Source organism: Streptococcus sp. SS4 (assembly GCF_030440125.1).
Lineage (GTDB): Bacteria > Bacillota > Bacilli > Lactobacillales > Streptococcaceae > Streptococcus.
The window spans coordinates 22589-48696 of the sequence record NZ_JAQFJM010000013.1 but is presented as its reverse complement, the minus strand read 5'-3'; the positions used below and the strand labels follow the sequence as shown (position 1 = coordinate 48696).

Sequence of the window (26108 nt, the reverse complement as noted above, 5' to 3'; positions counted from 1 at the left end):
TCGAATTCGAAGGTAAGACATACGAATTGGTACCAGCAGGTAACTACAAAGTAGGTCAAGTCGACGAACAAGGTCACTGGACAGGTGATGACGCTACAACAGGTAAAGTTATCGAAGGCGATAAGAACGTAACTTACGTCTACAAACTTAAAGAAGATCCAACGAAACCTAAAGAAGGTGACGTAATCATCACTTACGTAGACGAAAAAGGTAAAGAAATCAAGAAACCTCGTCAAGACACACCAAACTCACCATATGATACTCCATATAACACAACTGAGGAAGGTGAAAAACCTAAGACAATCAAGACTCCAGACGGTAAGACATACAAGATCGTACCGAAAGGTGACTATCCAGTAGGTAAAGTTGATGGCGATGGACACCTTGAATCATCTGACCCAACTAAAGGTAAAGTTGAAAAACCACGTTCAATCATCACTTACGTTTACAAAGAAGTGAAAGGTGACGTTCACGTTCACTATAAAGATACTGAAGGTAAGACAATCAAGACTTCAGTTGTTGATGAAAAAGATCAGCCAGTCGATAAAGACTACGATACAGTAGTAGACAATCGTCCTAAGACTATCACAACAACTGATGGTAAAGTTTACGAATTGGTACCAGCAGGTAACTACACTGTAGGTAAAGTTGATGGACAAGGTCACCTTGAGTCATCAGACGCTACAACAGGTAAAGTTATCGAAGGACGTAAAGATGTTACTTACATCTACAAACTTAAAGAACAACCAGCACAACCTAAGGGTAATGTTTACGTTCACTATGTGGATGAAAATGGTAACACTATCAAACAATCTGTAACAGATGAATTTGGTCAACCAGTAGGTAAAGATTACGATACAGTAATTGATAACCGTCCTAAGACAATTGTTACTGCTGATGGTAAAGTTTACGAATTGGTACCACAAGGTAACTACCCAGTAGGTTCTGTAGATGGTGATGGTCACTTGACTACAACTGACCCAGTAACTGGTAAAGTTATCGAAGGCGATAAGAACGTAACTTACGTTTACAAACTTGTCGATACAACTCCAGAAAAACCAGTAACGCCAACTCCAGGTAAACCTGAACAACCAACTCCAGGTAAACCAGTTGATCCAGCTCCTAAAGCTCCAGCTAAGGCTACTCCAGTTAAACCTGCACAAGAAATGGCACAATTGCCAAATACTGGTGAAGAGTCTAACGTAGCAGCTACAGCAGCTCTTGGATTGCTTGCAACTGCATCTGGATTGGCACTTGCGGCAAAACGCAAAAAAACTGAGGAATAATATTCCTTCGACTTACCCCTAAAACTTATGAGTGACTAGTCCTAATAAAAACTAACTACTCTTAAGTAAGAATAAGCCGATTAGCTTCGTTCTAAAAAAGACACATTCCGATATGGGATGTGTCTTTTTGTCGTGTTTGAAAATGAGAGAGGGTGTCTTAAACGTTAGTCTAAGTCTCATTTAGGCTTAGTATTAGAGAGTGAAGGCTTAGTTTAGTAAGCTAAAATCTTAGATGTGGAAGAAGTATACTTTGAATTTTAAGACAACTTTAAGTTTTATTTTACAAAATGTAAGGTGGGTGAAAATTCTATGAAAAAAGTATTTTCAGTATTTATACAGCATAAAGCGTTTGCAATTTTTTTGAGGGAAATAAGAGTTTGTATTAGAGCTTACAAGAATTTTATGATAAAATTTATCGGTAAGTTTTAATTCATAAAACAAGAATGGAGTAGATATGTTTTTTAGAAGGAACGAAGGGGAATATCGCGAAACTGATCGCGTGACTCGTTTTAAATTGATTAAATCAGGTAAGCAATGGCTTCGTGCTGCGACATCCAACTTTGGACTTTTCAAGGTTGTTAAAGGTGGGGCAGACGCACCATCAGTTTCAGCACAGAGTGTCGAGGAGAAAACACCGCTTCTCTCAGGGCAATCTCTCCTTAAAGGAATTGCAACAGCGGGTGCAGTGGCTGGAGGAGCAGTAGCTACTTACACTGCTCAAGCGGAAGAAACGACAACACCAGCTTTGGAAAGCCAAGTAACTGCTAATCAAGATGTGGCGGTCAACTCTGAGTCAGTGGTATTGAGTGCAGCACCAGCTTCTGAAACTTCAGCAGTAGCATCAACAAGCCAAGAGTCTACAAGCTCTTCAGTTGATGCTCAAGCAAGCACAGAAGCATCAGTTTCAGTATCACAATCTGTGTCTCAATCAATTTCTGCTGAATTGTCACAAGCTATCTCTGAATCTGCATCACTCAGCAAGGAGTACTCAACTTCTGATAGCCAATCACAAACTGAAAGTACAAGTGGTTCAAACTCAGAATCAGCTTCTGATTCAGCAACTTCAACAAGCTCAGTTGCTTCAGAAACTGCAAGTCAAGATGATGAAAAATCTGTTTTGGACCAAAACGTTTCAGAAGCAGAATTGCTTGTTAATATTGCTAAAAACTACCAAGCAAAATTGACAGACACAGCTGCTAAGGCTGAAATTCAAACGGCTATTACAACCGTTCAAGAAGAAGTTACTAAGTCAACGACATTGATCGCAGCATCAGCAACAAACGCAGCTTACGCGGAACAGCGTGAGCGTCTTGGTAATGCCGTCGATAACATGATGACCAAGCTGACAAATGCTGGTTTCAATGGAAACTCTACAGTGAATGGCACACCAGCTATCACTTCAAACCTTAACCTAGCGACTGGTGAAACTAAGGTTTATACAGGAACTGGAACAGACTCAAACTATAATGTTCCAATTTACTATACATTGAAAGTGACAAATGACGGCTCAAACCTTACTTTTGTCTACACTACCTCATATGATAATCCAGCAACGTCAACTGTTGAGAAACCATCAGCCTTGTCTTCTGGGTATGCTATCTATAATACTGGAACAACATTCCAAAAGATGTTTACTCTAGGTACAGGACTTACTCCTCCGACAAGTGTAACAACTTATATTACTAATTCAGACGGTACTCAAAGAACTACACCTTCACCTTATACAACACCAGTAACAACGGATAATGGCGGTTACAGTTGGGGACAAAATTTCCAAATGAATGGTTTTCAGGCCAAGAATGGTTATGGCTTAACATCGACTTGGACTGCTAAAATCACTGGTGATGACACATCCTTCACATTCTCACCTTTTGCAGCTAAGACTGATAAGACTAGCGTTAATTTCTTTAATGGTAGTCAGGTTATCGAGTCAGAGTCTGAAGCAGATACAACGAGTGCATCTTTAAGTACATCTCAAAGCATCGTAGAAAGTACTTCAACAGTAGAGTCTCAATCTGTATCAACAAGTAAGGTAGAATCTGCATCAGTTTCAGCATCTGAGTCAGAGGTTGTCTCATCTTCTCTTTCTCAATCAGAGGAAGCATCAGCATCCCTTTCAGAGAGTGTTTCAGAAAGTCTTTTTGAAAGTGCCTCAACAAGTGCATCAGTGAGCGCATCACAGTTAGAGTCAAATTCAGTCTCAGCTTCAGAAAGTGCGTCGACATCAGCTTCACAATCAGAATCAAACTCAGTTTCAACTTCAGAAAGTGAATCGACATCAGCGTCACAATCCGAATCAAACTCAGTTTCAACTTCAGAAAGTGAATCGACATCAGCTTCACAATCTGAGTCAAACTCAGAGTCAGCCTCAGAGAGTGCCTCAATTTCAGCATCACAATCTGAGTCAAACTCAGTTTCAACTTCAGAAAGTGAATCAACATCATCATCACAATCCGAGTCAAACTCAGTTTCGACTTCAGAGAGTGAGTCAACATCAGCTTCACAATCTGAGTCAAACTCAGTTTCTACTTCAGAAAGTGAATCAACATCAGCATCACAATCCGAGTCAAACTCAGTTTCTACTTCAGAAAGTGAATCAACATCGACATCACAATCCGAGTCAAACTCAGTTTCTACTTCAGAAAGTGAATCAACGTCAGCGTCACAATCCGAATCGAATTCAGTTTCTACCTCAGAGAGTGAGTCGACATCAATGTCACAATCCGAGTCAAACTCAGTTTCAACTTCAGAAAGTGAATCAACGTCAGCGTCACAATCCGAGTCAAATTCAGTTTCAGCTTCAGAAAGTGCATCAACGTCAGCTTCACAATCCGAATCAAACTCAGTTTCTACTTCAGAAAGTGAATCAACATCGACATCACAATCCGAGTCAAATTCAGTTTCTACTTCAGAGAGTGAGTCAACGTCAGCTTCACAATCCGAGTCAAACTCAGTTTCAGCGTCAGAAAGTGCATCAGTAAGCACATCACAGCTGGAATCAAATTCAGTTTCAGCTTCAGAAAGTGAATCGACGTCGGCATCGCAATCCGAGTCAAACTCAGTTTCTACTTCAGAAAGTGAATCAACGTCAACATCACAATCCGAGTCGAACTCAGTTTCAACTTCAGAGAGTGAATCAACATCAGCTTCACAATCCGAGTCGAACTCAGTTTCAACTTCAGAGAGTGAATCGACATCAGCGTCACAATCCGAATCAAACTCAGTTTCAACCTCTGAGAGCGAATCAACGTCAGCGTCACAATCCGAGTCAAATTCAGTTTCAGCTTCAGAAAGTGAATCAGTAAGCGAATCACAATCAGTGTCTAATTCCGAGTCAGCATCAACAAGTGCGTCTGTCTCAGAATCACAGTCTGTATCAAACTCAGAATCAGCGTCAGAGAGTGCATCAGTTTCTGAATCACAGTCTGTATCAAACTCAGCATCAGCGTCAGTAAGTGAATCAATTTCTGAATCACAGTCTGTATCAAACTCAGCATCAGCGTCAGTAAGTGAATCAATTTCAGAATCACAATCAGTATCAAACTCAGAATCAGCCTCAGAAAGTACTTCTGTATCAGAATCACAATCCGCTTCAACTTTAGAATCAGCGTCAGTAAGTGAATCAATTTCTGAATCACAGTCTGTATCAAACTCAGAGTCAGCGTCAGAAAGTGCGTCAGTAAGTGAATCACAATCAGTGTCTAACTCAGAATCAGCATCAGAGAGTGCGTCAGTTTCTGAATCACAGTCTGTATCAAACTCAGAATCAGCGTCAGTAAGTGAATCAATTTCTGAATCACAGTCTGTATCAAACTCAGCATCAGCGTCAGCAAGCACATCAGTTTCAGAATCACAATCAGTGTCTAATTCAGAGTTAGCATCAGTAAGTGAATCAGTTTCAGAATCACAATCAGTGTCTAACTCAGAATCAGCTTTAGAAAGTGCTTCAGTTTCAGAATCACAGTCTGTCTCAAATTCAGAGTCAGCGTCAGTAAGTGCGTCAGTTTCAGAATCACAATCAGTGTCTAATTCCGAGTCAGCATCAGAGAGTGCATCAGTTTCAGAATCACAGTCTGTATCAAACTCAGAGTCAGCGTCAGTAAGTGCGTCAGTTTCAGAATCACAATCAGTGTCTAATTCAGAGTCAGCATCAGAGAGTGCATCAGTTTCAGAATCACAATCAGTGTCTAATTCAGAGTCAGCATCAGAGAGTGCATCAGTTTCAGAATCACAATCAGTGTCAAACTCAGAATCAGCGTCAGTAAGTGCTTCAATTTCAGCTAGTGAGTCAGCATCATTGAGTGAATCTCGAAGTACAAGTGCGTCAGTTTCGGCTTCTGAATCAGAATCATTAAGTACATCAAGCTCTTTGAGTGCTTCCGTATTTGAAAGTCAGTCTCAAGCCTTCAGTGCTTCAATTTCTGCAATCATTTCAACTGTTGAGTCTATTTCGAACTCTGCTTCAAGCTTCATTTCAACAAGTGAATCGATTTCAACATCTAACTCAGCATCATTGAGTGAGTCAGCGTCATTAAGTTCATCTGTTTCAGGCTCACAATCAGTATCTAGTTCTGAAAGTACATCTGTAAGTGCTTCAATCAGTGAATCACAATCAGTTTCAAATTCTGAGTCTGCATCAACAAGTACCTCTATCTCAGAATCACAGTCTGTTTCAAACTCAGTCTCTGCATCAGTCTCTGAGTCAGTCTCAGCAAGTACATCCGCTTCAGTCTCTGTCTCAGAATCAGTAAGCGCATCTGAATCTGCATCAGCATCAGCGTCAGCAAGCACATCAGTTTCTGTATCAGAGTCAGAATCATCAAGCGTCTCTGCATCAGTCTCTGCGTCAGCCTCAGCGAGTGTCTCTGCATCAGAATCAGCGAGCACATCAGTTTCTGTATCAGAGTCAGAATCATCAAGCGTCTCTGCATCAGTCTCTGCGTCAGCGTCAGCAAGCACATCTGCATCAGCATCTGCGTCAGCGTTAGCAAGCACATCCGCATCAGTCTCTGCGTCAGAATCAACAAGCACATCTGCATCAGCATCTGCGTCAGTCTCAGTAAGCACATCAGCATCTGCGTCAGCGTCAGCAAGCACATCCGCTTCAGTCTCTGTCTCAGAATCAGCAAGCGCATCTGAATCTGCATCAGCATCAGCGTCAGCAAGCACATCAGTTTCTGTATCAGAGTCAGAATCATCAAGCGTCTCTGCATCAGAGTCAGCGTCAGCGAGCGCATCCGCTTCAGTCTCTGCGTCAGCCTCAGTAAGCGTATCTGAATCTGAGTCAGCGTCAGCAAGCACATCCGCTTCAGTCTCTGCCTCAGCATCAGTAAGCACATCAGTTTCTGTATCAGAGTCAGCGTCAGCAAGTGCCTCCGCTTCACTCTCTGCGTCAGAATCAGCAAGTGCCTCCGCTTCACTCTCTGCGTCAGAATCAGCAAGTACATCCGCTTCAGTCTCAGTCTCAGAATCAGCAAGCGCATCTGAATCTGCATTAGCATCAGCGTCAGCGAGCGCATCCGCTTCAGTCTCTGCCTCAGCATCAGTAAGCACATCAGTTTCTGTATCAGAGTCAGCTTCTACATCAGCAAGTCTTTCAACCTCAGCAAGTGTATCTGAGTCATTGTCTGCATCAGCTTCAACTTCAGTAAGCGCATCTGTTTCAGTGTCAGCGTCAGCAAGAACATCAGTTTCTGTATCAGAGTCAGCATCATTGAGTGAATCACAATCAGCCTCAGTAAGTGCTTCGATTTCTGCAAGTGAGTCTGTATCGTTGAGTGAATCACAAAGTGCAAGTGTGTCTGCATCAGCCTCAGCAAGCACATCTGCATCAGAGTCAGCGTCAGCGAGCGCATCAGTTTCTGTATCAGAGTCAGCGTCAGCAAGCGCATCAGTTTCTGTATCAGAGTCAGCTTCTACATCAGCATTCTTGAGTGCCTCTGAAAGTACAAGTGCTTCAACCTCATTGAGTGCTTCAGCAAGTCTTTCAACCTCTGCCTCAACAAGTGCTTCAGTGTCTGCCTCATTGAGTGCCTCAGAATCAACTTCTGAAGTGAAAGATCCTAAGCACAAACGTGGTAGCCAAGCGCTTCCTAAGACTGGTGAGGAAGACTCATCATTAGGTATGGTCTTGGGTGCTTTAGCAACTGCAACAGGTCTCGCCTTTCTTGCTAAACGTAAGAAAGATGAAGAAGAAAGTGAAGACTTCTAAGTCTTAGTAAGTTTAATCATTATCTTCTAGCGAGATAAGCAAATATCCCCTATCGATTAGAGTGATTTCCTAATTGGTAGGGGATTTTTTTAGTCTGATATTCTAAAAATACAAATAGTTTTAATAAGTCTTAGGGTTACCATTATTATCGTATTTTTAGTGGGACGAAAGAAGTGATTAATCGCTAGAAAGCAATCTCGAAATGAGATTTTTTGCTTAATTTTATGATAAAATTTAAAGGAGTGTCTTAATTAAAAATAAATGGAGTATATATGTTTTTTAGAAGGAATGAAGGTCAATATCGTGAAACCGAACGTGTGACACGCTTTAAATTGGTTAAGTCAGGGAAGCACTGGCTTCGTGCGGCGACGTCGAATTTTGGTCTTTTCAGGGTGCTTAGAGGGGGTGTGGATACACCGTCTGTTGCTGGCCATCAGGTAGAGGTGGATGCACCTGCTTTTTCAGGTCAGACACTTCTTAAGGGAGTGCTTGCAACGGGGGCCTTGCTTGGTGGTTCTGTTGCGACTCAAGTGACTCATGCGGATGAAATGACTGATCAGCCGATCTTGGAAAGTGAAGCAGGAGCCAAGACTGATCTCTTAGCTGCATCTGATTCCGTTGTTCTTGGAAATACGGAGTCTGTGTCCAGTGTTCAAGATAGCCAAGTAAATAGTCAAGAGTCATCTGAAGCTGCGTTAAGTCAGACTTCGGAGGCTTCTTTGAGTGAGTCTTTATCACGCAGCCAATCGGTGTCTGCTTCTGAATTAGCTTCTAAATCGACATCCTTGTCATTGAGTACCTCGCTTTCTGCTTCCTTGTCCGCTTCATTAGCTTCTAAATCGGAATCAGTAAGTCAGACGGATTCTTCTGCTCACAGTCAGTCTGAGAGTGTGCTTGGAAAAACTTCAGAGCATAGCGCAAATGCCTCTGTTCAGTCAGTTAGCAAGAGTGATAGCAGTAGCAACTCTAAAGTGGGGATGACTCTTGTCAGCTCGGAGTCTGCTTTGTTAAACTCTTCTTTGACATCCGAAGTTCAAACTAATCGCCAATTGTCAGATACAGCGACGGGTCTGTTAGCTGCATCGGTTGTGGCTGATGCTGAGCGTTTAGAACAAGAAAAGCGTCTCAAAGATTTAGCCTTAGACATTTATACCTATAAAGCTCAAGCTGTCGATTTGCCAAATACGGATGCTGCTATTCTCAAGGGAGATAAAGCCCTGAATGCCATTCGTGTCAGTCTGGCTGAGCGTGACAGTGATGTGGCTTCTACGATTACTCAGGCTCGTCAGGCTAGAAATAGTCTTGCCAATGCAGTTCTTCGTGCGACATCTGGTCAGCGTGATCCTCGTAATGGTTCTCGCATTGATGCTAATAGCAATCTCCGCGCACCCCAGTATAATTTAGGGCTAGCTAACAATGCCTTGATTTCTGTTTATAACTCTGACTATATCAATCAGGCTTATAATGTTGTTGAAACCGTTCCTACACGAAATAGTATTAAAAGCATTGGCTACGCTTCTGGTAGTGATCGTGTGAATGGGATTAACGTGCCTCAGACCTCTGCATTGAAAAATAGTGCAGTGGCCTTTAATATTGTGGGGACTGTTGGGCAGACAGAGGTCGTAACGCCTGGGAAAATTTATAATGTTTCTTTTGTAGTGACTAATACGGCTAAGCAGTCAGTGACACGCACGCTTCGTATTCAGGTTTTGCCGCAAAATGATGGTATTCGTAATCCGATTACGGCGGTGACAACGAGTACTTTTGTTAATGACACAAGTAGTCTCGCTCAGGCTGAAAAAGATAAGGTTTGGGAGGCTTTTAAGACTGCTAACCCAAATATTGCCACTTCAAAGGACTTTAAATCTTATTCCGTTTCATCATCTGGTGTGGTAACCATTACTTATAAAGATAACACCACTAATGATGTCACTGCTCCAGTGAAGCGCCTACCAGCACCAACCGTTGAAACGAGATTATTGGATAAGGGTTATACACAGACGCCTGTAACGGTGACAGGGGCTGAGCCAGGATCAACGGTTGTTCTATACAATAATGACGACGAAGTTGGGACAGCAGTGGCAGATGCTTCGGGTCAAGCGATTGTGACGCCGACTGTTAAGTTACAAACAGGTGGTGTAACAGCCAAAGCTCGCATCATGTATGGTGATTATGCGGTGTATTCAGATGCTAGCAATTCCGTGGCTGTAACGGACGGAACGCGTCCTGAAGTGATGGCCAAGTTGACTGTTGATGGTGTGGAACCTAAGTCAACGCCTCTCGAAGGTGGTGGGAAAAACTATACCCTCTATGCTGGTGATGATGCTGTTTTGACTTTCACGGCTACAGATGACAGTGGCAAGCTTAAAGAAATGAAAGTCGTTGCAAGAGCCGATTTGAATGACAATGCCTTGAACGGCAATTTCTTTGGTAGTAGCCAGTACGGAACTGGTAATATTGCACCGATTACGGGAGATATCACAGCTACGACTGATAATCCTGCAACCATCACAACGACCATTCATTTGAAGGATGATCTTTATCATTCATACCGCAACACATGGCAACGTAATGTTGCTGCTATTGACAATGCATCAAATATGAACCGTCCAAATGGCTTGGGTGAAATTCGTATTACTCAGGGGCGCTTGGCAGATCGTACACCGGGTGTGGCGCCGACAAGCACTATTCAGGTGACCAGCCTGACTGCCCTAACAGACGCAGATAAGAGTAAGATTATTGCGGCCGTGTCTGCCTTGAATCCAGAGGTCGCCAACCGTATTAAGTCTTATACGGTTAATAGTGATGGTACGGTAACGATTACTTATAAAGACAGTACGACCAATGTTGTGACGGTGAAATTGTCGGATAGTGATTACAGCCAGTCAGTGTCGCAAAGTGCCAGTCAGTCTAAGCAGGAATCGATTTCTCAAAGTCGAAGTGAGTCTGCTAAGCAGTCTGCATCGACTAGCCTTTCATTGAGTACGGTAGCCTCAAAAAGTGTCTCAAGTTCTTTGAGTGAATCTTTGAAGACCAGCCAATCTCGAAGTCAATCCGCTTCAACGAGTGCATCTTTGAGTGCCGTGAAATCAGCGAGTGTCTCAAGTTCCTTGAGTGAGTCCTTGAAGACAAGCCTCTCACAAAGTCAATCCGCATCAACAAGTGCGTCTTTGAGTACCGTGAAATCTGAGAGCGTTTCAAGTTCCTTGAGTGAGTCCTTGAAGACAAGCCTCTCACAAAGTCAATCCGCATCAACAAGTGCATCTTTGAGTGCTGAGAAATCGGCGAGCGTTTCAAGTTCATTAAGTGAGTCCTTGAAGACCAGCGTATCACAAAGTGAATCCGCTTCAACAAGTGCGTCTTTGAGTACTGTGAAGTCAGCGAGTATCTCAAGTTCCTTGAGTGAGTCCTTGAAGACCAGCGTTTCACAAAGTGAATCCGCTTCAACAAGTGCGTCTTTGAGTACTGTGAAGTCAGCGAGTGTCTCAAGTTCCTTGAGTGAGTCTTTGAAGACTAGCGTTTCTCAAAGTCAGTCAGCCTCAACGAGTGCTTCTTTGAGTACCGAGAAATCAGCGAGTGTTTCAAGTTCCTTGAGTGAGTCCTTGAAGACAAGTGTCTCACAAAGTGAGTCCGCTTCAACGAGTGTGTCTTTGAGTACCGTTAAGTCAGCGAGTGTTTCAAGTTCCTTGAGTGAGTCCGCTTCAACAAGCTCGTCTGTGTCAGAATCACAATCTGTATCTAATTCAGAATCAGCGTCAGAGAGTGCATCAGTAAGCGAATCACAATCTGTATCAAATTTCGAGTCAGCGTCAGAAAGTGCGTCAGTTTCAGAATCACAGTCTGTTTCAAACTCAGAGTCAGCCTCAGAAAGTGCGTCAGTTTCAGAATCGCAATCAGTCTCAAACTCCGAATCAGCCTCAGAAAGTGCATCAGTAAGCGAATCACAATCAGTGTCTAATTCAGAGTCTGCATCAACAAGTGCGTCTGTCTCAGACTCACAGTCTGTTTCAAACTCAGAATCAGCGTCAGTAAGTGAGTCAACATCGGCATCGCAATCTGTCTCAAATTCCGAATCAGCGTCAGAAAGTGCGTCAGTTTCTGAATCACAGTCTGCTTCAACCTCAGAGTCAGCGTCAGTAAGTGAGTCAGTTTCAGAATCACAATCAGTCTCAAATTCCGAATCAGCTTCAGAAAGTGCATCAGTTTCAGAATCACAGTCAGTCTCAAACTCCGAGTCAGCATCAGTAAGTGCATCAGTAAGCGAATCACAATCAGTGTCTAATTCAGAATCAGCATCAGAGAGTGCATCAGTTTCTGAATCACAGTCTGCTTCAACCTCAGAATCAGCGTCAGAGAGTGCATCAGTAAGCGAATCACAATCTGCTTCAACGTCAGAGTCAGTGTCAGTAAGTGAATCAATCTCAGAATCACAGTCTGTATCTAATTCCAAATCCGCTTCAGAAAGTGCATTAGTGTCTGAGTCACAGTCAGTCTCAAACTCCGAGTCAGCGTCAGTAAGTGAGTCAATTTCAGCATCACAATCGGTTTCTAACTCTGAAAGTGCCTCAGTAAGTGCTTCAATCTCAGAGTCACAGTCTGTGTCTAATTCAGAATCAGCATCAGAAAGTGAATCAGTTTCTGAATCACAATCAGTATCCAATTCCGAGTCATCTTCCGAGAGTGCGTCAGTTTCTGAATCACAATCAGTATCCAATTCCGAATCAGCTTCATTAAGTGCGTCAATTTCTGAGTCACAATCAGTTTCTAACTCAGAATCAGCGTCAGTAAGTGCGTCAATTTCAGAATCACAATCAGTATCTAACTCCGAGTCAGCCTCAGAGAGCGAGTCGACATCAGCTTCACAATCCGAATCAAATTCAGTCTCTGCTTCAGAAAGTGCATCAGTTTCAGAATCGCAGTCTACTTCAACGTCAGAGTCAGCGTCAGTAAGTGAATCAATCTCAGAATCACAGTCTGTCTCAAACTCAGAATCAGCGTCAGAAAGTGCATCAGTTTCAGAATCACAATCAGTATCTAATTCAGAATCAGCGTCAGAAAGTGCGTCAGTTTCAGAATCACAATCAGTGTCTAACTCCGAATCAGCATCTTCAAGTGCGTCAGTGTCTGAGTCGCAGTCTGTATCTAATTCAGAATCAGCATCAGAGAGTGCGTCTGTGTCTGAATCACAATCAGTGTCTAATTCCGAGTCAGCGTCAGAAAGTGCGTCAGTTTCAGAATCACAGTCTGTTTCAACCTCAGAGTCAGCGTCAGTAAGTGCGTCAATTTCAGAATCACAATCAGTATCTAACTCCGAGTCAGCCTCAGAGAGCGAGTCGACATCAGCTTCACAATCCGAATCAAATTCAGTCTCTGCTTCAGTAAGTGCTTCCGTTTCAGAATCACAGTCAGTGTCTAATTCAGGGTCAGCTTCAGAGAGTGAATCAACGTCGACATCACAATCGGTTTCAAATTCCGAATCCGCTTCAGAGAGTGCATCAGTGTCTGAGTCACAGTCAGTGTCTAACTCAGAATCAGCGTCAGTAAGTGAATCAATTTCAGAATCACAATCCGCTTCAACGTCCGAGTCAGCGTCAGTAAGTGAATCAACATCGGTATCACAGTCTGAATCAAATTCCGAGTCAGTATCTGTAAGTGAATCAGTCTCAGAATCACAATCAGTCTCAAATTCCGAATCCGCTTCATTAAGTGCGTCAATTTCTGAGTCGCAGTCTGTATCAAATTCCGAATCCGCTTCAGAAAGTGCATCAGTTTCTGAGTCGCAGTCAGTGTCAAACTCCGAATCCGCTTCAGAAAGTGCATCAGTGTCTGAGTCGCAGTCAGTGTCAAACTCCGAGTCAGCATCAGTAAGTGAATCAGTCTCTGAATCACAGTCTGTATCAAATTCCGAATCCGCTTCAGAAAGTGCATCAGTGTCTGAGTCACAGTCTGTATCAAATTCCGAATCCGCTTCAGAAAGTGCATCAGTGTCTGAGTCACAGTCAGTGTCAAACTCCGAATCCGCTTCAGATAGTGCGTTAGTTTCAGAATCACAGTCTGCTTCAAACTCCGAATCAGCGTCAGTAAGTGAATCCATTTCAGTTAGTGAGTCTGCATCATTGAGTGAATCACAGAGCACAAGTTCCTCAATCTCGACTTCAGAGTCAGAATCATTGAGTACGTCAAGCTCATTGAGTGCTTCTGCATTTGAAAGCCAGTCTCAAGCCTTTAGTGCTTCAATTTCTGCGATTATTTCAACTGTTGAATCTATTTCGAACTCAGCTTCAAGCTTCATTTCAGCTAGTGAGTCGCTTTCGACATCTAACTCAGCATCATTGAGTGAGTCGGCGTCATTGAGTACATCTGTTTCAGGATCACAATCAGTTTCTAATTCCGAGTCAGCGTCAGAGATTGCATCGGTGTCTGAATCACAGTCTGTCTCAAACTCCGAGTCAGCGTCAGTAAGTGCTTCAATCTCAGAATCACAATCAGTCTCTAATTCCGAGTCAGCCTCAGAGAGTGCATCGGTGTCTGAATCACAGTCTGTCTCAAACTCCGAGAAAGCGTCAGTAAGTGCTTCAATCTCAGAATCACAATCAGTCTCTAATTCCGAGTCTGCATCAACAAGTGCGTCTGTATCAGAATCCGTTAGCACATCAGTTTCTGAATCTGTGTCGGAATCAGCAAGCACATCCGCATCAGTCTCTGCGTCAGCCTCAGTGTCAGAATCAGTCAGCGCATCAGAGTCGGTGTCATTGAGCGCTTCAGTTTCAGTGTCACAATCAGTTTCTAATTCTGAAAGTGCATCAGTAAGTGCTTCAATCAGTGAATCACAATTAGTCTCTAATTCCGAGTCAGCATCATCAAGTGCCTCAGTCTCAGAATCACAGTCTGGATCAAACTCAGTCTCTGCGTCAGCCTCAGCAAGTGCATCTGCCTCAGAAACTGCTTCATCAAGCGTTTCAGTATCCGAGTCAGCTTCTACATCAGCATCCTTGAGTGCCTCTGAAAGCACAAGTATTTCAACTTTGTTGAGTACCTCAGCAAGTCTTTCAGCATCAACAAGTGTGTCTGAGTCATTATCTGCGTCCGCTTCAGCATTAGCCTCAGAGTCAACTTCTGTAAGTACCTCAATTTCAGACTCTGCATCAACAAGTGCGTCTGTATTAGAATCACAGTCTGTTTCAACCTCAGTTTCTGCGTCAGTCTCATCCAGCGTCTCAGCCTCAGCGAGTGCATCCGCATCAGTCTCTGCCTCAGTATCGACTTCAGTAAGTGTCTCAATTTCCGAGTCGCAATCAGTATCGAACTCAGAATCAGTTTCAGCGAGTGCATCAGTGTCTGAATCAGAATCTGTTTCAAACTCAGTATCACTGAGTGAGTCACTTTCAGAAAGTTCTTCAATTTCTACAAGTGAGTCTGTATCGTTGAGCGAATCGCAGAGTGCAAGTGCATCTGCCTCAGAATCCGCTTCATCAAGCGTTTCAGTCTCAACAAGTGTATCTGAGTCACTGTCAGCGTTAGAGTCAGAATCAGTCAGCGTATCCGAGTCAGCCTCATTGAGCGCTTCAGTTTCAAATTCTGAAAGTGCATCAGTAAGTGCTTCAATCAGTGAGTCACAATCAGTATCGAACTCAGTGTCAGTTTCAGCGAGTGCGTCTATGTCTGAATCACAATCAGCCTCAGTAAGTTCTTTGATTTCTACAAGTGAGTCTGTATCGTTGAGCGAATCGCAAAGTGCAAGTGCATCATTGTCTGCCTCAGAAACTGCTTCATCAAGCGTTTCAGTATCAGAGTCAGTCTCTACATCGGCATTCTTGAGTGCCTCTGAAAGCACAAGTATTTCAACAAGTATTTCAACAAGTGTTTCAGAATCAACTTCTGAAGTGAAGGATCCTATGCACAAACATGGTAGCCAAGCGCTTCCTAAGACTGGTGAGGAAGACTCATCATTAGGTATGGCCTTGGGTGCCTTGGCAACTGCAACTGGTCTTGGATTTCTTGCCAAACGTAGGAAAAATGAAGAATAGGACGAAGACTATTCGTATTTCAGGATTGTAAAAGTCTTTACAATGCTCAGATAAGCACAATAAAAAACACCTTCATGTTAGATAACCATTCTAGCTAGGAGGTGTTTTTTGATTTGGAGATGTTGTCGTAGTTTCAAAATGGAACTGACCTTTTGAAATACTAATGACTACATAAAAATACGAGACCACTTGAACATGTTCCCTTATTTGTTGTCTTGCTCATTATCTTGTTTATACATGACTGTTCCCACTGTTACGAGAATAGTTAACAGAATCGGTACAACTCGAAAAACTCCCCAGTCAGGGTCATAGGCCAAAAAAATTGAAACTAGGTAAAAAATAATACTGGTGTATAGAAAGTTTTTATTCCCTTTTTTACGTCCTATTCCTGTTAAGATAGTTGCGATGATAAAACTAATCAAATTAGGTGCTAGGAAAATTATTATAAGCATTCCCCAAGGATTTGACAGGCCTAAGAGCAAAAATAAGGCAAGATAAACGATAGCTAAATAAAAGGCGACTGCAAGGAAAATAGAAGCAAGACTGTTGTCTGGAGACTTCTTCTTAATGAGCTCTTGATTATTGACCTCTTGACCAGTCTTACCCTTATCTTGGCTTGTGTTGAAGTTTGTATGTTGTACTGACATCTTTCTCACCGACCCCTCTATTTGTTGCTAAATAGTTTAACTCTTTTCACCTTTATTATACTCCGTTTTCCTTGTTTTCAGCAGGGTAGATAGGCATTTGAGGCATTTTTTTATGATGAATTATCTGGTTTTTGTTCCCTTTGTTTTTGATGGGAAAGAGTATTTTTAATTAGCACTAGAGTAACCAAACTTGACCCTCTGACACCTCAGTAAGTAATGAATAGCTTAGATAGTTAGAATTTAGTTTTTGTATGAGAAGATAGTCTAAAAAAAATACTATCCTAACAGACCTAATGGTTTGGTAAGGATAGTATTTTTGGTCGCTTTGAGAGAAGTGCTTTAAGGATTTTGTGAATTTTCATTAGATTTCCTTGTAATCCCATTAAAAGGAGGTCTTATCAATAATCATTCTAAATAGCCATAGAGTGTCAGTTATCTGTTTCTCAACGAACTAAAATGAGCATGTTTATAATTCTAAACACTCATTTAAAACTAATGTTATTAAAGCAATAAAAGGACTTTTCTAAAAATTATGAAAATTTATCGAATCTTATTGAAAAAAAGCTTTCAATGATTTAGAATGAAGCTATAAATGGGAAAAAGGAGTCTTTTTATTATGGACAAAAAAGTACATTATAAAATGCACAAAGTTAAGAAACAATGGGTAACCATCGCAGTTACAGGGATGTCACTCGGTGCAGTCTCAGCGGTTTCTTTAGGAACTAACGACGGTGTCGTTCAGGCCGACGAACACACGGATGCTACTGTAGCCATCCCCGATATTACTGTTGATACGGGTACTGTATCTAACGATACAACGGCTGCTCAGGATCCAACTACAGCAGTTGCAGCGACAAACGATGTCGCAACTGATCAAGCCGCTCCAACAGCAACTTTCGATTTGACAACTGATACAACAAATACAGTTGCAGCGAATGCTGTTGATACGGCAGCGACAGTCGGTACTGATCGTGCGGCAACTACAACAGATACAACAGCAACCAATGATACAGCTGTTGATACAACAAATAACAACACTACAACTGACACAACAACAGTTACTGATCGCGCAGCGACACGTGAACGTCGTGCGACTGGTGCTCGACGTGGTCCTACAGGAGGCCGTCGTGCTACCCCAGTTAACGGCAATACTAACAATGCCAACAATACTGTCACAGTAGTAAACAACGACCTTCCAGCAACTAACAATGTCGTAACTGATGGTCCAAGTCACATCAAAACAATTGATGGAAAACAATACTACGTTGAAGATGACGGCACTATTCGTAAGAACTATGTCCTTGAACGTAACGGCGGAAGCCAATACTTCAACGCTGAAACTGGTGAATTGTCTAATCAAAAAGAATACCGTTTCGACAAGAACGGTGGAACAGGTTCATCAGCTGATAGCACAAACACAAACGTTACTGTAAATGGTGACAAGAATGCCTTTTATGGTACAACTGATAAAGATATCGAACTTGTTGATGGTTACTTCACTGCCAACACATGGTACCGTCCAAAAGAAATCTTGAAAGATGGTAAAGAGTGGACTGCTTCAACTGAAAATGACAAACGTCCATTGCTTACAGTTTGGTGGCCAAGCAAGGCTATCCAAGCGAGCTACCTCAACTACATGAAGGAGCAAGGTCTCGGTACCAATCAGACCTATACGTCATTCAGCTCACAAACTCAGATGGACCAAGCAGCGCTTGAAGTTCAAAAGCGTATTGAAGAACGTATTGCGCGTGAAGGTAACACTGACTGGTTGCGTACAACTATCAAAAATTTCGTGAAGACCCAACCAGGTTGGAATTCAACTTCTGAAAATCTTGATAATAGTGACCACTTGCAAGGTGGTGCCCTTCTCTATAACAACGATAGTCGTACAAGCCATGCTAACTCTGACTATCGTCTCTTGAACCGCACACCAACTAGCCAAACAGGTAAACGCAATCCTAAGTATACTAAGGATACAAGTAACGGTGGTTTTGAATTCTTGTTGGCAAATGATATTGACAACTCAAATCCAGCGGTTCAGGCTGAGCAGTTGAACTGGCTCCACTACATCATGAACATCGGTACTATCACTGGTGGTTCTGAAGATGAAAACTTTGATGGTGTTCGTGTCGATGCCGTGGATAATGTCAATGCTGACCTTCTCCAAATTGCTTCAGATTACTTCAAAGCTAAGTATGGTTCTGATCAAAGCCAAGAACAAGCTATTAAGCACTTGTCTATCTTGGAAGCATGGTCTCACAACGATGCCTACTACAATGAAGACACCAAAGGTGCTCAATTGCCAATGGATGACCCTATGCACTTGGCATTGGTATATTCACTCTTGCGTCCAATTGGTAACCGTTCAGGAGTTGAACCACTCATTTCAAATAGTTTAAATGACCGTTCTGAAAGTGGTAAAAACTCTAAACGTATGGCTAACTACTCATTTGTTCGTGCCCACGATTCAGAGGTACAATCAATCATTGGTCAAATCATCAAAAATGAAATCAACCCTCAATCAACAGGGAATACCTTCACTCTTGATGAAATGAAGAAAGCCTTTGAAATCTACAACAGAGACATGCGTAGTGCTAACAAGCAATACACACAATATAATATCCCATCAGCATATGCCTTGATGCTTACGCATAAGGACACTGTGCCACGTGTTTACTATGGAGACATGTACACAGATGATGGTCAATATATGGCTCAAAAATCACCATATTACGATGCTATTGAAACCCTCTTGAAAGGCCGTATCCGCTATGCAGCTGGTGGTCAAGATATGAAGGTTAACTACATCGGTTATGGTAATACTAATGGTTGGGATGCTGCAGGTGTCTTGACTTCTGTACGTTATGGTACAGGGGCTAACAGTGCTTCTGATGCTGGTACAGCAGAAACACGTAACCAAGGTATGGCAGTTATCGTTTCAAACCAACCTGCCCTTCGTTTGACAAGTAACTTGACTATTAACATGGGTGCGGCTCACCGTAACCAAGCTTATCGCCCATTGCTTTTGACAACAAAGGATGGTGTGGCTACTTACTTGAATGACAGCGATGCTAACGGTATTGTCAAATACACTGATGGTAACGGTAATTTGACATTTAATGCAAGCGAAATCCGTGGTATTCGTAACCCTCAAGTTGATGGTTACCTTGCGGTTTGGGTACCAGTAGGTGCTTCTGAAACTCAAGACGTGCGTGTGGCACCAAGTAAAGAAAAGAACAGCAGTGGTTTGGTTTACGAATCAAATGCTGCCCTTGATTCACAAGTTATCTACGAAGGTTTCTCTAACTTCCAAGACTTCGTCCAAGATTCATCACAATACACTAATAAGAAGATTGCTGAAAATGCAAACCTCTTCAAATCATGGGGTATCACATCATTCGAATTTGCCCCACAATACGTTTCAAGTGATGACGGTAGCTTCCTTGACTCAGTCATCCAAAATGGTTATGCCTTTACAGACCGTTATGATATTGGTATGAGTAAGGACAACAAGTACGGTTCATTGGCTGACTTGAAAGCAGCTCTTAAATCGCTCCACGCTGTAGGTATCTCAGCGATTGCTGACTGGGTTCCAGACCAAATCTACAACCTTCCGGGTGATGAAGTAGTCACTGCAACTCGTGTTAATAACTATGGTGAAACTAAAGACGGCGCAATCATCAATCATAGCCTCTATGCTGCTAAGACACGTACTTTTGGTAACGACTATCAAGGTAAATATGGTGGTGCCTTCCTTGATGAATTGAAACGTCTTTATCCACAAATCTTTGACCGTGTTCAAATCTCTACTGGTAAACGTATGACTACTGACGAGAAAATTACACAGTGGTCTGCGAAGTACATGAATGGTACTAACATTCTTGACCGTGGTTCAGAGTACGTGCTTAAGAATGGTCTAAGTGGTTACTATGGTACAAATGGTGGTAAAGTTAGCCTTCCAAAAGTAGTCGGAAGCAACCAATCAACTAACAACAACCAAAACGGTGATGGTAGTGGTAAGTTCGAGAAGAGCTGGGGCAGTGTTTACTATCGTTATAACGATGGCAAACGTGCTAAGAATGCCTTCATCAAAGATAACGACGGAAATGTTTACTACTTTGATAACTCAGGTCGCATGGCAATCGGTGAAAAGACTATCGATGGTAAACAATACTTCTTCCTCGCTAATGGGGTGCAATTGCGTGATGGTTACCGTCAAAACCGTAGAGGTCAAGTCTTCTACTATGATGAAAACGGTGTCTTGAATGCTAACGGCAAACAAGATCCAAAACCAGATAACAACAATAACAACAATACATCAGGTCGCAATCAATTTGTTCAAATTGGTAACAATGTTTGGGCTTACTATGATGGTAATGGTAGACGTGTAACAGGCCACCAAAACATTAATGGTCAAGAGCTCTTCTTCGATAACAATGGTGTCCAAGTTAAAGGGCGTACTGTTAACGAGAATGGAACAATCCGTTACTATGATGCAAACTCAGGTGAAATGGCTCGCAACCGTTTTGCTGAAATTGAACCAGGTGTTTGGGCTTACTTCAATAATGATGGAGCAGCCGTAAAAGGTTCACAAAATATCAATGGTCAAAACCTCTACTTTGATCAAAATGGTCGTCAAGTGAAAGGTGCTTTGGCTAATGTTGATGGCAACCTTCGTTACTATGATGTAAACTCAGGTGAGCTTTACCGTAATCAATTCCATGAAATCGATGGTAGCTGGTATTACTTCGATGGTAATGGTAATGCTGTCAAAGGCATGGTTACTATCAATGGTCAAAACCTCCTCTTTGATAACAATGGTAAGCAAATCAAAGGTCATTTGGTTCGTGTGAACGGCGTTGTTCGTTACTATGATCCAAATTCAGGTGAGATGGCTGTTAACCGTTGGGTTGAAGTGAGTCCAGGATGGTGGGTTTACTTTGACGCTCAAGGCCGAGGACAAATCTAATCGTTTCCAAACTGTATGAACCGAGACAGTAGTCTCGGTTTTTATGGCATGTTCGGATTTCGTTAAGGATTTAATGATGGCTGAACAAGTGATTTTAAAACCATCTTGAGTTAGTCATGATAGTCTGATAGTAATCATTACATCTGTAGTTCCATGAAAAAGTAATCATGCTAAAAAAGCTATTAGTTATTTATAACTTAATACGAGAAACTTGAGAAACTGGGGAATTTCATTAAATGGTTCCAATCTATTGACGAAGCGTAAAAGTCAATCTATACTAAAAGTAATGCTAGTTATTCATTGGCATTCCATAGTCGAGGACTAGGCACAGACCTTCTCTGTGCCATTCTCTTAGGTTGTTCCCTTACAACTGAGGTAAGGTTCTAGTCTTTCAAAGATGAGAAGTAGTTGTGATAGTTTATAGTCTATTTCTTATGAGAGTGTCTTTAGGGAGAGAAAACTCCATTAAAGACTCATCATTTAAGTTGTCGGGCTAATCTCATTTTGATGTCACTTTCATAAACTACTTGATAGATATTGCACATTAAAGCGCTATTTTTTCACTTAGGGGTTAAAATGATTAAAGTTCTTACACCTTACTTGTAAAAATTCGATTCTCGTATTATAGTATATATAAGAGATATCAAAAATTTTAATCTTTGATAAGAACTTGTTATCTTCTCCGAGGGAAAATGAAATCTTAATAGAAAAGATTTCCATGAGAACTTAGCAAGTATAGGATTTTATTTCTCATAAAAAGAAGAAAGGGGGAGTATTTTTGAGAGCCTATAGGGAAGATGCGACTGAAGCAGCAGCAAGAACTGCCGAAGAGCATATTGCACATAAATCAGCGGACTCTGATTTAGTTGATACTATAGATCTTTCTAAATTATTGACTAACCCAAAAAGTCGCTCTGACCACAGTGCCCCCTCTCCATTAGATTTTGCTAGAGCTGACGAAGCCCTCTTTGATAATCATGCCCAATCGGAAACCGTGAGGATTCCATCTAAGCAAGAGATTATTTTTCAAGGAGCAGATTCTAAAACTCCAGACCCTGAAGTCATGGAAAACCATGTCTTTACAGGAACTAGAGATAGGAAGACTGGCTTAATCGAATGGGACAAGGACAGTTATACCTATCCTAAGATATCGGTACCAGTTGTCCAGGGCTATTTCGCTGACCAAAAGGAAGCGGGTTTTAACGTTGTCACACCCTATGTGCCAACGGTAACGGAACATGTGACCTATAGGAAATTGGGACGCATTATCCCTGTGACAGAAGATGGGGAATATATTCCAGGTGCTTTGACTAAGCAGTATAACAATAACAAAAAAGATCCACGAAAGGCGGGTGAGACAGCAACACCAGCTGTTCAAGATTATATGACAGATATTAAAAGTGTAGTACCGAACAAACCAGGAGGGGATACTCCGGTTGTGTATCGTAAAATTTTCAAGAAAGCCAGCATCACTTATATTGATGAAACTACCGGTGCTTACTTGGTTAGTGACCAGTTGACCGGTGAATTGGGTGAAGCGATTGAATACGGAACAGCAACACGTATCAAGACTTTCAAGGACATGGGATATGACTTGATTCAGGACGAATTCCCTAAAGATGCCATTTTTGATGACAAGGATATTGATGATCAAGAGTGGTTTGTCCTCTTGCAACACGATGTTGCCAAGGTAGGGCCTGACCATGAACAAGTCCCAGATACTCCAATCAATCCTAATAATCCAGATGGACCTAAGTGGCCATCTAAGTATGCTTACGAGAAAGAAGTAAGCTTCACAGTCTTTTACAAGAGTACAGACGGCAATGCGGATTTACCGGATGCCGATGTGCAAAAGGCTTATTGGGTCCGTACCCTTACCTTTGACAAGGTCACAGGTGAGCTTGTTGATGAGACAGAATGGTCACCAAACAAGACCAAGTATTATGACATCTATGCACCAGTTGTTTTAGGCTATTTTGCTGATAGAGTAGAAGTAAAAGGTAGAGAGGTTACTGAAGATAACATCGAAGAAACCATTACCTACGTTCCACTTGGTAAGATTATTCCTATTGATGCGAATGGACGCTTGATTCCAAACGTTCCAACGCCAACCTTCAACAACGATGTCAATAACCCAACTAAGGTTAGTGAGACACTTGTTCCTCACATTCCGGGTTATCGTCCAATGCAACAAAGTGTCATGCCTGAGAGCTTGACAGACGATATTCTTGTTGAGTACGCTCCAATCCTTGAAGATGTAACGCAACCAACCTTGCAAACGGTCTTCTTCAAAGGAGCTGGCGAAGCAACACCGTCTGTTAATATCCAGTCTGACTTTACTTTCACTGGTAAGTACAATCAAGCAGAAGACACTTACACTTGGGATCAAGACAGCTATACCTTTGCTAAGGTTAATGTCCCAGTTATCGAAGGTTACTATGCGGACAAGGCAGTGGCTGGTATGCAGGTTGTTACACCTGATAAACCAGAAGCTACAGACAGTGTTGTCTATAAAGAACTCGGTAAGATTATCCCTGTTGATACCTTTGGTAATCCAATCGCGGATGCAGAACCAGTTCATTATGCTAATGATCCTCAAGATGCTACGCAAGTTATTGAAACACCAGCACCACAAGTTGCTGGCTACCAAGCTGAAAGTGAATTGGTATTGCCAATTGACCTCAGCCTGGATCAAACCTTGGTTTACGAACCAATCTTGGATGATATCACACAAGATACGAAACAAACGGTTACCTTCCAAGGTGCAGGCTACAAAGATCCAGTTATCAACATTCAAGATAGCTTCAGCTTCCACGGTAAATTTAACCAAGTGGAACAAACAAGCACATGGGATCAAGAAAGCTTCACTTATGATGTCGTAGAAGTTCCAGTTGTAGATGGCTTCTATGCGGATAAACGTCAAGCTGGTGGACTTGAAGTTCGCCCAGACCTTCCAGAAGTGGAAGATACAGTTACTTACACAGAGCTTGGTAAGATTATTCCAGTAGATGAGTATGGTACACCTATTGAAAATGCACCTACTCCAAGCTACAACAACGATCCTGAAGATCCAACCATGGCTATGGAAACAGTCGTTCCAGATGTTCTTGGTTACATTTCTGAAAAGGCCTTTATTACTCCAGAACACTCAGGTCAAGATACCAACGTGGTTTATGCTAAGGATGAGCAAAAAGCTATTATCCTTTACATGAATGAGCTTGATAAGTCAGAATTGACTCGTGATGTTGTCGTTGGAAGCTCAGGTGAGAAGATTGACTACTCTACTGATGAACAAATCGCAAACTTGCTCAAACAAGGTTATGAACTTGTTAACGATGGTTATGCGGCAGCCTTTGACCACACTTACAATGGTGACTCTGACTTTGATCAAGTCTTCGAAGTTGTTCTTCGTGAACGTTTGGTTCTTATTGACCCAGATATGCCAGCACCAGTTGCAGGTGAAGTCGTAGATCCAAACGATGTTAATAGTCCAGTTTGGCCAAATAGCGTAGAGATGCTTGAAAACCGTGCCGATGTGACACGTACCATCCAGTATGTCTTCGAAGAAGGTGGATTGGCTAGCGACGACTACGTTGAAGTTCTTGATTTCAAACGTTTGACTAACGTTAACCTTGTGACAGGCGCTATCAATTATGAAGCATGGTCAAGTACTCAAGCTGGCTTCTCAGCTGTTCCTTCTCCAGAGGTTGTTGGATTTACACCAGACCGTATGGAAGTAGCTGAAATGACAGATGTTTCTGTAGAAACACCTGAAATCATGGAAGTAGTAACTTACCTTAAGGATGCTCAGAAAGCTACAGTTACTTATGTTGATGGCACAACTCGTAAGAAACTTGAAGTGGTTGACTTGCTTGGTAAATCAGGCGAGGTTATCGATTACTCAACAATCGAGCGCATCAAGTACTACAGTGATCGTGGTTATACCCTCCTTGCGGATGGTTTCACAAACGGTGTTATCTTTGATGGTGATTCACATGTTGACCAAAACTTCATGGTTACCCTTCGTCATGGTACCGTTCAAGTAGGTCCAGATAACATCCAAGAAGCTGGTACACCAATCAACCCAGCAAATCCTGATGGTGCTAAATGGCCAGAACGTGAAAGCTATATCAAAGATGTAACCTTCACAGTTCTCTACACATCTAGCGATGGACAAGCAGAACTTCCTGCCAATAACATCCAAACTGCTCAATGGACACGTAGCTTGACTATTGATAAGGTTACAGGTGAAGAGCTTGGTTCAAGCTACTGGACTTCAAATAAAGGTCAGTTTGAAACAGTCATCACACCAGAAGTAGAAGGCTACAGCGCTGATAAGGACAAGGTTGAAGGTAAGACAGTAGGTCAACGTAACCTTGAAGAAACCGTTGTTTATATCCCGCTTACAGGCGATATCAATGGTAAACCTAAAGAAAACAAGGTAGACGATATCGTTGTTGAAGAGGTTCAAGACCTAGAAGTTCTCGACCAAGTCGAAGAACAAGTGGAATCTCATGAGGGACCAGTCACTTATGGACCAGGCGACGACTTTGAAGCACCTGTTTCAGGTCAAGCTGAGGGTAAAGGCTCTAAACACAAGATGCCAATTAATCTCTCAAATGAGGAAGAAGCAAGCAAAGGTAAGATTGAAGAAACCATCAATATCGCAGGCTTCACCGTATCGGTAACAGGTCTAGGACTTGGCCGCAACGGACGTAAGAAGAAAAATAAAAAAGATCACAAAGATCAAAAAGACAAATAATATAAAGACCTGAATGACTCAGGCATGCCCAGACAGAAAGAAAATCTCAAGTTGCATAGAGCACTTGGGATTTTTTTGTGGATTGTTTCTTATCTAAAATAAGATGTTTAAAGACTATCTCAGAACATTTTTTTATTAAAAATATGTAAAACTATTAACTCTGATTTTTTTCCGAAAAGATATTGATAAACTACAATTATAGTGAA

General features: G+C 42.0%; 10 protein-coding genes and 2 pseudogenes. 7 read left to right on the top strand and 5 right to left on the bottom strand.

Annotated features, from left to right (window positions below; genetic code table 11):
* The coding region (locus tag PCY16_RS10610; RefSeq protein ID WP_301354559.1) for a MucBP domain-containing protein at window positions 1-1286 on the top strand (1286 nt) is incomplete at its 5' end.
* 454 nt (window positions 1287-1740) lie between these two features.
* A pseudogene (locus PCY16_RS11265) lies at window positions 1741-1980 on the top strand (accessory Sec-dependent serine-rich glycoprotein adhesin); the annotation flags it as partial.
* Window positions 1981-3374: 1394 nt separating this feature from the next.
* Here the strand turns inward: PCY16_RS11265 and PCY16_RS11260 are convergent.
* Window positions 3375-5123 carry a hypothetical protein gene (locus PCY16_RS11260; RefSeq protein WP_324250394.1) on the bottom strand — a complete coding sequence of 583 codons (1749 nt, stop codon included), beginning with the start codon at window positions 5121-5123 and terminating at the stop codon, window positions 3375-3377.
* Window positions 5124-5684: 561 nt separating this feature from the next.
* A complete protein-coding gene (locus PCY16_RS11255; RefSeq protein WP_367317074.1) occupies window positions 5685-7358 on the bottom strand; it encodes a hypothetical protein in 1674 nt (557 codons plus the stop codon).
* Here PCY16_RS11255 and PCY16_RS11250 point away from each other — a divergent pair.
* Both PCY16_RS11250 and PCY16_RS10600 read left to right on the top strand, forming a co-directional pair.
* Window positions 7339-7497 carry an LPXTG cell wall anchor domain-containing protein gene (locus PCY16_RS11250; RefSeq protein WP_324250393.1) on the top strand — a complete coding sequence of 53 codons (159 nt, stop codon included), beginning with the start codon at window positions 7339-7341 and terminating at the stop codon, window positions 7495-7497. The two genes, PCY16_RS11255 and PCY16_RS11250, sit on opposite strands and share 20 nt — an antisense overlap.
* Before the next feature lie 272 nt (window positions 7498-7769).
* Window positions 7770-10340: pseudogene (locus tag PCY16_RS10600) on the top strand (accessory Sec-dependent serine-rich glycoprotein adhesin); the annotation flags it as partial.
* Between the two features lie 686 nt (window positions 10341-11026).
* Here the strand turns inward: PCY16_RS10600 and PCY16_RS10595 are convergent.
* Window positions 11027-13633, bottom strand: a complete 2607-nt coding sequence (locus PCY16_RS10595) for a hypothetical protein (RefSeq protein ID WP_301354558.1) — start codon at window positions 13631-13633, stop codon at window positions 11027-11029.
* Between the two features lie 81 nt (window positions 13634-13714).
* A complete protein-coding gene (locus PCY16_RS10590; RefSeq protein WP_301354562.1) occupies window positions 13715-15331 on the bottom strand; it encodes a hypothetical protein in 1617 nt (538 codons plus the stop codon).
* Between PCY16_RS10590 and PCY16_RS10585 the strand changes: the two genes are divergently transcribed.
* Entirely contained in the window at window positions 15312-15524 is a 213-nt protein-coding gene (locus PCY16_RS10585) for an LPXTG cell wall anchor domain-containing protein (protein WP_277752923.1), read from the top strand. The genes PCY16_RS10590 and PCY16_RS10585 overlap by 20 nt on opposite strands.
* Window positions 15525-15727: 203 nt before the next feature.
* Here the strand turns inward: PCY16_RS10585 and PCY16_RS10580 are convergent, their stop codons facing one another.
* Complete coding sequence (locus tag PCY16_RS10580; protein WP_175062991.1) at window positions 15728-16171, bottom strand: hypothetical protein; 444 nt, start codon at window positions 16169-16171, stop codon at window positions 15728-15730.
* Between the two features lie 616 nt (window positions 16172-16787).
* On the opposite strand from PCY16_RS10580, the gene PCY16_RS10575 reads away from it, so the two are divergent.
* Together PCY16_RS10575 and PCY16_RS10570 are read left to right on the top strand one after the other, a co-directional pair.
* Window positions 16788-21140 (top strand): glycoside hydrolase family 70 protein, encoded by a 4353-nt coding sequence (locus PCY16_RS10575; protein ID WP_195414109.1) that lies wholly within the window; start codon window positions 16788-16790, stop codon window positions 21138-21140.
* Between the two features lie 778 nt (window positions 21141-21918).
* On the top strand, window positions 21919-25902 hold the full coding sequence (locus PCY16_RS10570) for a hypothetical protein (RefSeq protein ID WP_195414108.1): 3984 nt from the start codon (window positions 21919-21921) through the stop codon (window positions 25900-25902).
* Window positions 25903-26108: the final 206 nt, after the last annotated feature.